This is a genomic window from Nitrospirota bacterium, from assembly GCA_016235245.1.
Classification (GTDB): domain Bacteria; phylum Nitrospirota; class Thermodesulfovibrionia; order Thermodesulfovibrionales; family UBA6898; genus UBA6898.
The window spans coordinates 65,568-79,378 of the sequence record JACRLO010000013.1; the positions used below are offsets into that span (position 1 = coordinate 65,568).

Consider the following 13,811-nt stretch of genomic DNA (forward strand, 5'->3'; position numbering starts at 1 on the left):
CCTCCTTGTTATTGGCCGCTGCTTATTTTTTCGAGCACTTCCTCGAAGGAGGAGAGGCTCGGCTTTATGTAATGCGGTACGGTCGTATGTCCCTGCAGTGCCTCCTGCGTCTTAAGACCGTTTCCGGTAATGCAGATGACCGTCATCTCATCGCGCTTAATTTTGCCGCTTTGGATCAGTTTCCGGGTTGAAGCCAGGGTAACGCCGCCCGTGGTCTCGGCAAAGATACCTTCTGTCTTTGCGAGAAGCTTTATGGCATCGATGATCTCCTGGTCTGAAACATCCTCGGCATGGCCGCCGGTCTCCCTGATCACCTGGGACGCATAAAAACCGTCCGCAGGATTGCCAATGGCGAGGGATTTTGCGATGGTATTAGGCTTCACCGGCCGGATAATATCGGTGCCGGCCTTGACCGCAGCGGCAATGGGGTTGCAGCCGGTTGCCTGAGAGCCGAAGATCTTTGTATTGAGGTCCTTTAATATGCCTATCTCTTTGAACTCCTTGAGCGCTTTCCATACCTTGGTCAGAAGCGATCCGCTTGCGCAGGGCACAACGATATTGTCAGGGGCCTTCCATCCAAGCTGCTCTGCAATCTCAAATCCGATCGTCTTTGATCCCTCGGCATAGAATGGTCTGATGTTGATATTTACAAAAGCCCACCGGTATTTGTTGGCAACCTCACTGCAGAGCCTGTTGACTTCGTCGTAATTGCCGTCCACCGCAATGAGATTCGGTTCATAGACCAGCGAGGCCACGATTTTGCTCGCCTCAAGCGTTGCAGGGATAAAAATGAAACGGTTGAACCCTGCACGCGCCCCATGGGCAGATACCGAATGAGCAAGGTTGCCCGTGGAGGCACAGGCGACCGTATCGAACTTAAACTCTTTTGCCTTGGTCAAAGCAACAGCGACTACCCGGTCTTTGAACGAGAGCGTGGGATGGACAACCGTATCGTCTTTGATATAGAGCTCATCGATGCCAAGCGCCTTCGCAAGGCGGTCTGCCCTGATGAGCGGGGTGTACCCGGAGTTAAGGCCCACCTGGGGTTCACCGTCAATAGGCAAAAGTTCCCGATAGCGCCAGAGGTTTTCAGGACGCTGCGCTATTTTTTCTCTCGTAATCGCCTGAGCAATCGACGTATAGTCATAGGCTACTTCGAGCGGACCAAAACAGAACTCGCAGACATAAATAGGATCAACAGGATATTCCCTGCCGCATTCCCTGCATTTCAGTCCTTTAACATGTCCCATCGTATCAACCTCTCCTGCGTAAAGTTCCTTATTTTACTGCAAATAACCAATAATTGAAATAGCACTCAGGATGTCAGGGCCGCTGCCTGTGCTTTGCCTCATCCCAGAGACTATCCATCTCTGCAAGACTCATGTCAGAGAGCTTCCCGCCCCTTTCAGCCGCAGCCATCTCGATATATCTGAAGCGGGATATGAATTTGCCGATCGTTTTTCTGAGTGCCTCTTCAGGGTTCACACCGATAAAGCGGGAGATGTTCACGATCATGAAGAGGATATCTCCGAGTTCATCTTCGATCGAGGCTTCCTTTCTGCTTTTCACGGCGTCCTTGAATTCAGCCACTTCCTCATCGAGCTTGGCGAGTACGTCATCGATCTTCTCCCAGTCAAAGCCGACCTTCGACGCGCGGTCCTGAAGTTTTCTGGCGCGCAGAAGCGCGGGCATGGTCTTCGGCACACCCTCAAGGATCGACTCAAGCTGCTTGCCTTCCTTTTTTTTGTGCTCGTCCCATTTGACCAAAACCTCTTCAGACGTTCTGATGTCTGAGTCCCCAAACACATGAGGATGGCGGGAAATCATTTTCTTTGCAATGCCATCTATGACATCGCCGAGCCCGAACTCGCCCTTTTCTTCCGCTACCCGGCTCTGAAACACGATCTGAAACAGGAGATCGCCTAATTCTTCCTTCACTGCCTCGGGGTTTTTCTCATCAATAGCATCAAGCACCTCATACGCCTCTTCGATAATGAAGGGCTTAAGCGATTCCCTCGTCTGCTCCCTGTCCCAGGGACAGCCCTTCTCCCCCCGGAGCGCAGCCATGATCGTTACCAGTTCTTCAAGGTTCATGGACCATATCATAGAGACAGAAATGAAATCGTGTCAAACACCTATAGCAGCCAAAGGCTGACCGGCCAAGGACAATTCCATGAAGGGTTGACACAGTTGCCGACTATCTGTTGACAACAGACCTTAACCAAATTAGAATGAAACCGTATCCATAACTCCTCCAGAAAAATACATACGATAGAAAGATCGAGGCCGCGACTCTTAGCAGAGCGCATATCATCAATTACGATATAAGGGAGATACCGATGCCGCTTCTAACCGCAGACCTGAAGAAGTATCATTACTTTTCGAGCCTCTCCGATAGCTCACTCGACCTGCTTGCAGAGCAAGTCTCCGAAGTAATGTTTCCTGCAGGCAGTGAAATCATACAGGAAGGCTCGGTAGGCGATTCTTTTTATTTCGTAAAACAGGGCGAGCTTGAGGTTACCAAAAAGACAAAAACCGGCCAGGAGGCAAAGCTGTCGGTTGTTCGAAGCGGGCAGGGCTTTGGAGAGATGGCGCTGCTGACCTGTTCGGTCCGTTCGAGTTCGGTCCGTTCAATAACCGATGTCAGTCTGTATAAACTCTCGAAAAAGGCGTTTGAAGATATGGTGCTGCATGAATCAGCTTTTAAGGCAATGCTTTCGAGAAAAGACGAGGATTATTCGCATTTCAGCAGCATAAAGACCCTGCAGCCGTTCCAGCTCCTCGATCCTGAGAAGATGTGTGCCGTAATAGAAAAGATGGAGGAAAAGGATTACCGTGCCGGTGAAAATATCATTGTGCAGGGTGAAAAAGGTGACATCTATTACATCATCAAAGCCGGCCGTGTCGCCGTATTAAAGACGAAAAAAGGAGAGCAGGAGTCCCAGCAGATAGCGGTATTAGGCGAAGGAGAGGCCTTTGGAGAAGAAGCGCTCATCAGGTGCGATCCGCGTAATGCGACCTGTCAGGCGCTTGAAGAGACAACGGTTTTTACCCTTTTAAAAAGAGATTTTGATCAGATCGTAAAACCTTCATTTCTCGACAATATCTTTCCCGAAGATATCAATGTAGACACATGCCTGGACGAGTATACGATCATCGATGCCAGAATACCTCCCGAATATGCTGAAGAGCATATCTATGGAGCAGTGAATATCCCGGTTGAAGAATTGCGATATCAGTGCTCCACATTTGATAAGTCAAAAAAATACATCACGTACTGTCTCAATGATTCACGGGGTATGGTCGCCGCATTTCTCCTGAAAAACCGGGGGTTCAATGCACAATGTCTCCGGGGAGGTATAAGCGGCTGGGAGGGAAGACTGGAGACGGGTTCCGATGGCATACACCTGCCCCAGGGGTGACAGGCTGCCACCGCCTGCCCTGCGGCATGGCTGAGTTCCTATACATCCATATTCCATTTTGCGCAAGGAAATGCATATACTGTGACTTCCTCTCGGTTCCCTATGATGAGGCCCTTGCGGAGCAATATACCAACGCACTCTGCAGGGAATTGGAGCTGAAAAAAGACCTTGCAGGAACTCTGAAAACGGTCTTTGTGGGCGGCGGCACGCCCTCCATACTTCCAAACTCATGTCTTGACCGGATGTTTGCCTGCATCGCGGACAATTACAATCGTGCCGAAAATGCAGAAATAACCGTGGAAGCAAACCCCGGGACCTTGACCGAAGCAAAGGTCAGGACACTGATCTCGCGCGGCGTCAACCGCCTGAGTCTCGGCATTCAATCCTTCAGCAACAGCGAACTTCGGACTCTGGGAAGGATCCATAACGCAGAAACAGCCATACAGTCTGCCGAAATGGTCCGTTTATCAGGCATGGAGAATTTCTCCCTTGATCTTATATACGGCATTCCGGGACAGGACATGCAAACCTGGAAGGATTCCCTGCAACAGGCGATTGCCCTTTCTCCAAAACATATCTCTGCATACGAGCTGACCCCGGAGCCCGGGACACCCCTTAGGAGTTCCCTTGATTCAGGTGACTGCAGCATGCCAGGTGAAGAGCTGGTCCTCGACATGTCTGACTTCGCGGTCGATCGTCTCTCGGCGTCGGGATATGAGCAGTATGAGATATCGAATTACTCGTTGCCGGGATATCGCTGTGCACACAACCTGAATTACTGGGACCGCGGCGACTACCTCGCTGCCGGAGCCGGCGCGCATGGGTTCATTAAGGGATACCGTACAAGGAATACGTCCAGCATCAAGCAATACATAGAAAAACTGGAAAATGATACAGACCCTGAGATGGAGAAAACAGCATTATCCCGCGAAGACGCGTTGAGGGAGTTTGTCTTTCTCGGTCTTCGTAAAACTGAGGGAATACGACTCGACGATGCCGCCGAGTTCGGTCTGGACCTTGCGGCTGCAAGCGATGAATTGTTCCGGCTGCGCCTGGTCGAATCGACCACATGCCACTTGCGGCTCACCAGAAAGGGACAGCATATCGCCAATGAAGTAATTGTGCGGTTACTTGGGGGCCTCGGCCTCTGATTCCGTCAGCCTTTTCTTCTTTCGTCTGTCCAGAACCTCGGCAAGAAAGGGCAACAGAAGGGACCCTCCCGGCAGCAGGAAGATGATGAGCACCGGGACGTAAGAAGCCAAATGCCGGATATGTTTTTTCAATGTCTGCTTCTCTTCCTTTGTCCAGCCCGTTCCCGTGTTGACCGGCTTCATGAAAAGGACCATAAAGCCATTCATCAAAAGAGCTTCACGCAGGAGCAGTTCCCTGTTCTTCGCAATGAGTCTCTGCAGGACAAAACGGATCACCGCAGCGGCTTACCCGCACCCACAGATTTCACCACGAAGCCGGTTGCTACGCAGAGATTTTCTTCAGAAGCCAGGCCATATTCTCGCCGAGATGTCTGAAGGTTGTTACGCCCTCTTCATCCTTCAGGACCTCGCCTGGGTTCCTGCCCTGACCAATGCTCCAGTAGCTCGAGCCGGGAATGATCATATGACTGATGCCGAAAAAGTAGTTGATGCTTGAGTACACGTCCGTCCCTCCGGCACGTCTGAACGATACCACGGCTGCACCTGCCTTGCGTTTGAAGAGATGGTCATTTGCCCTGGCAACAAGACCTGCACGGTCTATGAGCGCCTTTACCTCGGTCGAGACATTTGCAAAATAGGTCGGAGAACCTATGATGATCCCGTCAGCGCTGATCATCTTTTCGACAAACGTATTGAGCCCGTCATTCTGTATGCAGCGCTTATTCTTCAGCTCAAAGCATTTATAACAGGCCTTGCATCCTTTGATATCGGTGCCGCCCAGCTGAAGATACTCGGTCTCGATCCCTTCCTTCTTCAGTTCCTCTAACACAATGTTGATCGCATCACGGGTGTTTCCTTCTTTTCTCGGACTACCGTTTAAGGCAACGACTTTCATGGCTTCACTCCTTTTGATGAAAACGTTATTACGCATTCCCGGATCTTTTTTGCGGTTCTTGAAAAGATACCTGACTTTACAGTAATATTCAACTTATGCAGAAACTCCTGAGAAGTCTTGTTCAGAAGAATAGATCGAAGATCATACTGGTGGTTCTTGACGGACTGGGAGGCCTTCCCGTCAATGGCAGGACCGAGCTTGATTCGGCGGTGACGCCGAACATGGACAGCCTCGCCAGGACAGCGGCCTGCGGACTGCATACCCCGGTTGCACCGGGCATAACACCCGGCAGCGGCCCCGGCCATCTTTCACTGTTCGGCTATGATCCGCTTGAGTTTCAGATCGGCAGAGGAATCCTCGAGGCGCTCGGTCTCGGCCTTGAGATCAGAAAAACCGATGTAGCAGTCCGGTGTAACTATGCAACCATCAGGGATGGACTGATCGTGGACCGGCGGGCCGGTCGCATACCGACCGAGCAGAGCAGAAAACTGACTGAGCGGCTGCAGAAAGAGATCACAAGGGTCGATGACGCAGAGATCACGTTTGCAGCAGGCATGGAGCACCGTTTTGCAGTTGTAATGCGCTTCCCCGAAGAACTTGCCAACGACGCGGCACAGATACCTGACACAGACCCTCAGCAGGAAGGGAAGGCACCGCTTGCGCCTCAACCGCTTTCAGGCAGTGCGGAAAAAGTCGCCACCGCAGCCGCAAAGGTCATCGCGCAGGTTCATGAGATCCTGAAGGATGAGGAACGGGCAAATTTCGCGCTTATGAGGGGCTTTTCCGGCATGCCGGACATTCCGACCTTTGATGAGGCATACGGCATGAACGCCCTTGCCATAGCGACCTATCCGATGTACCGCGGCCTTGCAACGCTGGTAGGCATGCATGCTCCTGTCCTGGAAGGTACGGTTGAAGATGAGATTGCATTTCTGAAAGATCAGTATGACAACTACGATTTCTTTTTTCTGCACGTCAAGAAGGTCGACTCGTATGGTGAGGACGGTAATTTTGCCGAAAAGACGAAGAGGATTGAAGAGTTCGATGCACTGCTTCCCCGCATTACGGCACTGAACCCTGATGTCCTTGCCATAACAGGCGATCACTCGACACCTGCCCTTATGAAGGGACATAGCTGGCACCCTGTTCCCATGCTCCTAAAGTCGCCATATGTGCTTGGAGGGCTCTGCTCCTCCTTCTCAGAGCGGGAATGCACAAAAGGAGAATTGGGGATCTTTCCGACAGTTCAGCTTATGTCGTTCATGCTTGCCAATGCATTGCGGCTCAAGAAATTCGGCGCCTAAAAACCGTAATGCGTAATGAGTGATCAGTGAACAGTAAAGACAAGGATATCGCTGTCCCCGACTCATCACTCATCACTCATCACCCATCACTGTCTTTTATCGACACCCACTGTCATCTGGAGATGAAGGAGTTTGATCCTGACCGTGAAGAAGTCATTCAGCGGGCGCGGGAGGCAGGCCTTGAGGCCTTGATCACTATAGGCTCTGACCTTGAAGGAACTCTGGCAGGCGTCAGACTTGCTGAACTGCATGATTTCATCTATTGCGCTGTCGGCATACATCCCCATGAGGCAAAGGACTTTACCGACCAGACCTATTCCCTTCTCAGGGAACTTACGCAAAAAGAGAAGGTGATCGCCATCGGTGAGACAGGCCTCGATTTTCACTATGACCATTCTCCGAGGGACCAGCAGAAAAAAGTCTTCAGGAAGCAGCTTGAACTGGCAAACGAGACAGGTCTGCCGATTATCATTCATAGCCGGGAAGCAGACAAAGACACCCTTGACCTCGTCAGTGAATCGGGTATCAGACATGGGCTATTCCACTGCTTTTCGGGAGATGCTGCCATGGCCGAACAGGTGATGGCATTGGGCCTTTCTATCTCGATCGCAGGGCCGGTAACATTCAAAAAGGCAGTGGGGCTGCAGGAAGTTGCCCGTATGGTGCCTGATGACTACCTTCTGATCGAGACCGATGCACCCTACCTTACACCGGCCCCCTTCCGCGGAAAGCGCAATGAACCTGCCTATATTCTGCACACGGCAAAGAAGATTGCGGAACTGAGAGGCATAAGCCTGCAGGATCTGTCACGCATCACCACCCTGAACGCCAAGAGACTTTTCGCCATTGGCACACTCCCGGAAAAAGGAGAGATAGCATACCAGATTCGGGACAGCCTCTATCTCAATATCACCAACCGCTGCACGAACAAATGCTCCTTCTGCGTAAAGTTCAATTCGGACTTTGTAAAAGGCCATAGGCTGAGCCTCTCCCATGAGCCCTCTGCAGAAGAACTGAAGAAGGAGATTGGTGATCCTTCGCGCTTCAGGGAGATCGTCTTCTGCGGATACGGTGAACCCCTTCAGCGGCTCGATCTAGTGAAACAGATCGCCCGATGGGTCAAAGAGCAGGGCGGGCGCGTCAGGGTCAACACAAACGGCCATGCCAATCTGATCCATAAACGAAATATCATTCCCGAGCTGAAAGGACTTCTTGACAGTGTCTCCATAAGCCTTGATGCCCAGGATACCGATACCTATACCAGGATCTGTAAGCCCTATTTCCCCGGGGCATATCAGGAGGTTCTCAGGTTTATACAGGACGTAAAGGCAGTAGTACCCGACGTTCAGATAACGGTCGTCAACCTGCCTGAAGTTGATCTGAAAAAATGCGAAGAGATTGCAGCAGACCTGGGGGTGCGATTCAGGGTCAGGGAACTTGATGTGGTGGGGTAAAACCGGCCCAGCCGAGAAATGCCTGGACGATTTCAGGGTCAAACTGGGAACCGGAACATCGCTGAATCTCCTTTGCGGCATCCTCTCGTGACCGCTTCGGACGGTAAGGTCTGTCAGAAGTCAGCGCATCAAAGGTGTCCGCAACTGCCAGGATTCTTGCCAACAGCGGGATCTCTGTTTTTTTCAGGCCAAAAATGCTCTTTCTGCCGTCCCAGTGCTCATGATGGTATTTAATACCGAAGATAACTTCCTTAAACTGTTTCATTTCTCCTAAAATTTCTGCGCCTACGCCCGGATGCTTTTTCATCTCTATCCATTCGCTTTCGCTCAGCTCCTCGTTCTTGTTCAGTATCTCTTTCGGGGTGGCTATCTTGCCGATATCATGAAGGAGGGAACATATTTTCAGCTTTTCAAGCGTATCGCCGTCAAGATTGAGGCATCTGCCGATAGAAATGGCATATTCAGTGACCCGCTCCGTATGTCCTGCCGTCCAGTACGATGTAGATTCCAGCGCCTTGACCAGAGACTTTATCGCACCGACAAGCAAGACCTCGAGTTCCGTATAGAGGAACGCATTTTCTATGGCAAGGCCGGCCTGAGAAGTAATAGCCATCAGGAGCTTGGTGTCATGGGAAAAAAACTCCTGGTCCTCCTCTTTGTCAGCCACAACAATGGCGCCTATACTCTTGGCCTTGCCCAAAATAGGGCAGACCATAATGGAACTGATGCCGGGGATATAGTGCCGGTATTCCGAATCAGCAACTTTGCAGAAGGCCGAAGGCTTTTTCGATTCGATCGCGTTCCATATGACCGCATGGTCTCTCGGGAATGTCCTGCAAGGGTCCCAGGTGCCTTTATAGGTCTTGGTAAAGAGGGAATCGTCCTTTTCGTCATGAAATAAAATTGCAGCAGTCTTTACCCCGATGTTTTCAACCGCCTCATGGATCATGTGCTCACAGATATCATCGATACTGAGCGATGAAAATATCCCTGAAACCCTATAGAGGAGAGAGAGCTCCTCATATGCGACGCTGAGTTCCTGAATGGTGGCTGCCAGGTCCTGCTGATAATCAGGCTTTTCCAACAATCTCCTGCACCATCTCAAGAAGGGACCGGGGGCTGAAGGGCTTGGTAATGTAACGGCTCACACCGCACTGGAGGCCTTGTTGTTCATCAGAATCCTGCCCCTTTGCTGTCAGCATAAAAACAGGTATATCCTTCAGTCCAGGATCTGCCTTGATCATCTTGCATAGGTCAATACCGCTCAATTCCGGCATCATCCAGTCGAGGATAATGAGATCAGGCATGTTCTTTTTGATCACCTCAAGGGCATTTTTGCTTTCGCGCAATGTCGTAACATCGATCTTGGCCTTCTTAAGCTTGTCCTCTATCATCATCAAAATGAAGGGTTCGTCATCGATCACAATAACCTTGCTCACACAACCTCCCTGTACGGAATACGCATCGTTATTTTCGTTCCCTCGCCAAGTCTGCTCGTTATGCTCATACTTCCATTATGCATACTCAGAATTTCATGGCAAAGAGCAAGGCCAAGTCCCGTACCTTTTACCCTGTCACCGTGTCTGCCGCGGTAAAACCGCTCGGTAAGATGGGAGATATCCTCATCAGGAATGCCCCATCCATTATCGGCTATGCTGATCTCGAGCATGGCATCATGTATCTTCGCGGACACTTCTATAATACACCCTTTGTCAGAGAATGTTAACGCGTTATCAATGAAGTTTATCAGGAGTTGTTTCATCTTCTCCTCGTCAGCGACAACAGTCCTGATGTCCCCAATATCGAAGGTAAGAACCGCATTTTTGCTCAGCAGCATCGGACTAAAGGTGTCGGCAATACCATGCATGAGTTCGGGGAGATTGATGCTGCTGAATTTCAGCGTTTCTTTCCCGCTCTCGATCCTGGCGATGCTCAACAGTTCCGTAACCATTTTTGAAAGCCTGACCCCCTCATCACGTACGGTGCTGAGATATTTATTCACCTTATCTGCCTCCACATCCCCGTGCAGCAGCATCTCGGTCAGGCCCACAATCGCCGTAAGAGGTGTTCTGAATTCATGGGAGACAGAACGTATCAGTTCCGTCTTCATCCTGTCGAGTTCTCTTTCCCGGCTCACATCACGCACCAGATTCACAATTCCTGTAACGGCTCCGTTTCTGTCTAGAATAGGCGAGCTCGTGATCGTAACAGGCACGGTATTTCCATAACGCGTCGTCACGGTAGAGGACCGCATCGTCGAGATGCCCTGCTTTGCATCTTCAACACTTTCGCCAAGGAGCAGGCGGAAGGATATGTTTTCATCACTGAACCTGAACACCTCGCAGACCGGCAGGCTGATCGCACGCTCCGGACTGATGCCGGTCATCCTCTCAAAGGCCTGGTTTACCGATATGATACGACCTTCCATATCAACGGTTATAATGCCCTCCTGCACACTCTGCAGAATCGTGTCGGCGAGTTCTTTTACCTTGCCGGCGCGGGCATAATACTCTGACCGCTCGATCGCAACGGAGATCATATTGGAAATGATCTCCATAAAGCGGAGATCCTCCTCCCTGAATTCCCTGTGCAGCGAGTAGTAGAGAGCGCAGACCCCGACAGGCTTTTCTCCCATGAACATCGGCACGGCCACCGCAGACTGATAGGAGGAGACCTCAGGAGAGACATAAAACTTTTCCTCTGACCGGATATTGCTCACGACTGCCGGGTGCCTCTTGGTGAGGGCATATTTCTCAATAGAGGTTACATCTGCGAGGTATATGGCCGATCCTTCCGTCCCTCTTGTTTCTGTCGCAAATCTCAGCAGGAGGTTGTCAGAGGAGTCATTTGACAGCATCCAGACAAAATCCGCTCTGAAGATCTGCTTCATAAGGCCAAGCACCTGGATCATGCTATCCTCGATATCAACGGCAGCCCCAAGCCGGGTTGATATCTGCAGAAGCTGCTGGTGCTCGTCAGCCCATCTGCTTCTCTGCTGTTCAAAAAGAGAGCGCATCCGCTCATAGAGTCGGATATTCTCAAGCGCCATGCCGGTCATTTCACCTATGGCTGACAAAATATTCTCCTCTTCGACCGTAAAGAGGTGAGTGTTAAAGCTGAAAAGGCAGAAAACACCGATAATCCTCTCCTTGCCCTTGACCGGGATACAGCAGTAGCCTCTCATGCCGGAGTGTTTCATGATCGAGCGCTCTATTCTCGGATCCTTGGATATATCCGACGTGGTCACGACCTGACCGCTAACCGCCACTTTTCCGGGGATATCGTCGCCGAGCCTTATTCTGCCGATCATCTTCACATAATCCTCTGATATGCCCTTATGATACTGGCAGGTCAACTCTTTGGCGGCCTCGTCAAGAAAAAAGATGCCGCCGCCGTCCATGGCGAGCATCTCGATCATTTTATCAAGGACCTTGGTAAATATCTCATCCGGCTTGAGCGACCGGTTGAGAATACTGGAAATACTGTTGAGCGCAGTCAGTTCCTTGTTCTTCTGAACGATCTGTTCCTCACTTTTCATCCTGTCCGTAATATCACTCAGGAGTTCTATCACATGAAGGACCTTGCCGGAAGGGTCGGTGACCGGGCTCGCGATGATTTCATGATAGGTCCTGAGGCCGTCCGGCGTAACATGCTGGTGAACCGCCCTGTGGGTCTTCCCCGTGGCGAAAACGATCTGGGTGGGGCATTCAAAGCCATCCGTCCAGCAGGGCACCGATGAGCCGTGAAGGGCATGGTGGCAGAGCTCTCCGGTAAGGTCACGCTCAGCACGTATCACGGAGACTCTGTTTGCCATGACAATGCGGAAACTCCTGTCGATCACGACTATCTCGTCGGGAATGCTGTTCATGATCGTCTCGAAATAATCAAGAGACTGCTGGAGGTCATTGCGCAGACTGATCTGCTCCCTGAAATCCTTAAGAACACCTATCTTGGCAACAATCCGGTCGCCCGAGTAGACCGGAGAGCCGCTTATCAGAACAGGCATCTGCACGCCGGCCTTCGAAAGAATACTGATCTCATAAATGGACGATTTTCCGGTGTTCCGTCTTTCTTCACTCTGCTTCCTCAGAATCACAGCGTTTCTGTCATCAACGAAATCATACGCCGGGGCGCCGATGACATCTTCCCGTGTATAGCCAAAGAGATGCGTAAAAGCCTGGTTGATATCAATGATCCTGTCTTCGTCGTCGACCACCCACAGGGGATCGAGCATGGCGCTGATATACAGGTCTTTTTTGCCCAACTCCTGCGTTTTGACTTTGAGCGCCTCTGCCATAGCGTTAAAGGTACGCGTCACCTCGCCAAGTTCGTCGTCAGCAAGCACCGACAGCCTGACATCAAAATTGCCGTCCTTCATCGCCTGCGACCCGTCACGGAGGTTCCGGATTGAGATAAGCATTTTTCTGAGAAAGAAAAACGAAAGGATAAAGGCCAGAACCAGGATATAAAAGATAAAGGACAGCATCTGCTCGATAAGTTTTGAAGTAAATTCTCTGTGCATGAGGCTGTATTCATGGGACTTGGTCTGCTCCAGGGCTTCTTCCTTCTCGATCATCTTCTGTGTCTGGCTTATGACGGAAAGTGAAAAGGGGACCACAATCAAAAGGGCGAAGATAATGAGTACGGCAATAAAACGGTAAATGATCCGTGTCCTGAACATCAGACAATATTCCTGAAAAGGTAGATTACGATAAGAACAGCGCTCCAAACAGCAAAAATCACACCGAGCGGCGTCATACCCTCCTCGATAATCGCGTCAAAATCGACAGAGAACCCTATTGCAGCAAGCCCGGCAGAAAAGCAAGATGTGCCTATGGTACTGGCAGTCTCCTGAAGCTGCCGGATTGCTGGAACCATATTGATCAGAACGGAAAGAGAGATAAAAATAATAACGAACCATGGTATGCTGATCTGTTTATTCAACCTGTACTGCCTGAGGACAAGACCGGGAACCAGAAACAGAAGAAACGCAACGCGTATAAGCTTGATCTGCAGAGCGCTTTCGAGGGATTCAGTGCCGACATGAGAGGCGGCGACTCTGACCTGGCCAATCATCGGCAGCGTTGTGCCCGCAAAGAAATTATAATCATCTGTCGAGATCGGAAAAAAATCATAAATCAGGGGATAAAAGATCATGCCGCAGATCGAAAGTCCCGAGGCAAGAAGAAGAGAGATGCTGTTGTTGAGGCGGAACACCCTCGCCAGAATAAACGTAAAGATAAACAGCAGGCAAAAAACCAATACAATACTGAAAGCAAGACCGGGCCGGATACCGCTGATGGAAAGCTGCATGCCATAAAGGGCGATGCCAATCGGAAGCAGCGCCTTTACGCCGATATTCAAACCGCTGCCGAAATAATCCCGATTGCCGACACTATTGCCAAGCAGCATACCGATAATGATAGAGATTACCAGAGCATCAAAGGAGGCGTGAAGTGATGAAATATACAGGGAAAAAGAAGCAATGACGACTATGACAAGAAAACCCGGCATGTAAGTTCTTACGTTCATGGCCGCCATGATGTTACCATAATGCAGAGTAATAACACAGACACTGTTGAGTG

At 50.6% G+C, this 13,811-nt stretch carries 12 protein-coding genes; 4 read left to right on the forward strand and 8 right to left on the reverse strand.

The features are described 5' to 3' along the window. Positions 1-8: 8 nt before the first annotated feature. Positions 9-1,250 (reverse strand): threonine synthase, encoded by a 1,242-nt coding sequence (locus HZB31_07130; GenBank protein MBI5847705.1) that lies wholly within the window; start codon positions 1,248-1,250, stop codon positions 9-11. Positions 1,251-1,323: 73 nt separating this feature from the next. Next, positions 1,324-2,106, reverse strand: coding sequence for a nucleoside triphosphate pyrophosphohydrolase (gene mazG / locus HZB31_07135; GenBank protein ID MBI5847706.1), 783 nt, complete (start codon positions 2,104-2,106; stop codon positions 1,324-1,326). 233 nt (positions 2,107-2,339) lie between these two features. On the opposite strand from mazG, the gene HZB31_07140 reads away from it, so the two are divergent. Both HZB31_07140 and hemW read left to right on the forward strand, forming a co-directional pair. Then, complete coding sequence (locus tag HZB31_07140; protein ID MBI5847707.1) at positions 2,340-3,422, forward strand: cyclic nucleotide-binding domain-containing protein; 1,083 nt, start codon at positions 2,340-2,342, stop codon at positions 3,420-3,422. Positions 3,423-3,448: 26 nt separating this feature from the next. Continuing rightward, on the forward strand, positions 3,449-4,573 hold the full coding sequence (hemW, locus tag HZB31_07145; protein MBI5847708.1) for a radical SAM family heme chaperone HemW: 1,125 nt from the start codon (positions 3,449-3,451) through the stop codon (positions 4,571-4,573). Here hemW and HZB31_07150 read toward each other — a convergent pair. Both HZB31_07150 and HZB31_07155 read right to left on the reverse strand, forming a co-directional pair. Next, positions 4,550-4,849: a hypothetical protein gene (locus HZB31_07150; GenBank protein ID MBI5847709.1), complete on the reverse strand. Its 300-nt coding sequence runs from the start codon at positions 4,847-4,849 to the stop codon at positions 4,550-4,552. The two genes, hemW and HZB31_07150, sit on opposite strands and share 24 nt — an antisense overlap. Before the next feature lie 46 nt (positions 4,850-4,895). Then, a complete protein-coding gene (locus HZB31_07155; GenBank protein ID MBI5847710.1) occupies positions 4,896-5,468 on the reverse strand; it encodes a flavodoxin family protein in 573 nt (190 codons plus the stop codon). A gap of 95 nt (positions 5,469-5,563) precedes the next feature. Here HZB31_07155 and HZB31_07160 point away from each other — a divergent pair, with 95 nt between their 5' ends. Then, entirely contained in the window at positions 5,564-6,772 is a 1,209-nt protein-coding gene (locus tag HZB31_07160) for a 2,3-bisphosphoglycerate-independent phosphoglycerate mutase (protein MBI5847711.1), read from the forward strand. A 122-nt stretch (positions 6,773-6,894) separates the two neighbouring features. Next, positions 6,895-8,226, forward strand: a complete 1,332-nt coding sequence (locus HZB31_07165; GenBank protein ID MBI5847712.1) for a YchF/TatD family DNA exonuclease — start codon at positions 6,895-6,897, stop codon at positions 8,224-8,226. Here HZB31_07165 and HZB31_07170 read toward each other — a convergent pair. The 4 genes from HZB31_07170 to HZB31_07185 are packed head-to-tail and all read right to left on the reverse strand — an operon-like array spanning position 8,201 to position 13,758. After that, complete coding sequence (locus HZB31_07170; protein ID MBI5847713.1) at positions 8,201-9,310, reverse strand: HD domain-containing protein; 1,110 nt, start codon at positions 9,308-9,310, stop codon at positions 8,201-8,203. The genes HZB31_07165 and HZB31_07170 overlap by 26 nt on opposite strands. Then, on the reverse strand, positions 9,297-9,665 hold the full coding sequence (locus tag HZB31_07175) for a response regulator (GenBank protein ID MBI5847714.1): 369 nt from the start codon (positions 9,663-9,665) through the stop codon (positions 9,297-9,299). The genes HZB31_07170 and HZB31_07175 overlap by 14 nt, the downstream gene beginning before the upstream one ends. Continuing rightward, the gene (locus HZB31_07180; GenBank protein ID MBI5847715.1) at positions 9,662-12,907 is read right to left on the reverse strand and encodes a PAS domain S-box protein; all 3,246 of its coding nucleotides are present in this window, start codon (positions 12,905-12,907) and stop codon (positions 9,662-9,664) included. Before HZB31_07180 ends, HZB31_07175 begins: the two co-directional genes overlap by 4 nt. Beyond that, entirely contained in the window at positions 12,907-13,758 is an 852-nt protein-coding gene (locus tag HZB31_07185; GenBank protein ID MBI5847716.1) for a putative sulfate exporter family transporter, read from the reverse strand. The genes HZB31_07180 and HZB31_07185 overlap by 1 nt, the downstream gene beginning before the upstream one ends. Positions 13,759-13,811 lie beyond the last annotated feature (53 nt).

Excerpts from the sequence above, each read along its gene's own strand:
- HZB31_07185 (MBI5847716.1), bottom strand. The coding sequence starts at position 13,758 with ATGAACGTAAGAACTTACATGCCGGGTTTTCTTGTCATAGTCGTCATT.
- mazG (MBI5847706.1), bottom strand. The coding sequence starts at position 2,106 with ATGATATGGTCCATGAACCTTGAAGAACTGGTAACGATCATGGCTGCG.
- HZB31_07165 (MBI5847712.1), top strand. The coding sequence starts at position 6,895 with ATGAAGGAGTTTGATCCTGACCGTGAAGAAGTCATTCAGCGGGCGCGG.
- HZB31_07180 (MBI5847715.1), bottom strand. The coding sequence starts at position 12,907 with ATGTTCAGGACACGGATCATTTACCGTTTTATTGCCGTACTCATTATC.
- HZB31_07130 (MBI5847705.1), bottom strand. The coding sequence starts at position 1,250 with ATGGGACATGTTAAAGGACTGAAATGCAGGGAATGCGGCAGGGAATAT.
- HZB31_07160 (MBI5847711.1), top strand. The coding sequence starts at position 5,564 with ATGCAGAAACTCCTGAGAAGTCTTGTTCAGAAGAATAGATCGAAGATC.
- HZB31_07140 (MBI5847707.1), top strand. The coding sequence starts at position 2,340 with ATGCCGCTTCTAACCGCAGACCTGAAGAAGTATCATTACTTTTCGAGC.
- hemW (MBI5847708.1), top strand. The coding sequence starts at position 3,449 with ATGGCTGAGTTCCTATACATCCATATTCCATTTTGCGCAAGGAAATGC.
- HZB31_07155 (MBI5847710.1), bottom strand. The coding sequence starts at position 5,468 with ATGAAAGTCGTTGCCTTAAACGGTAGTCCGAGAAAAGAAGGAAACACC.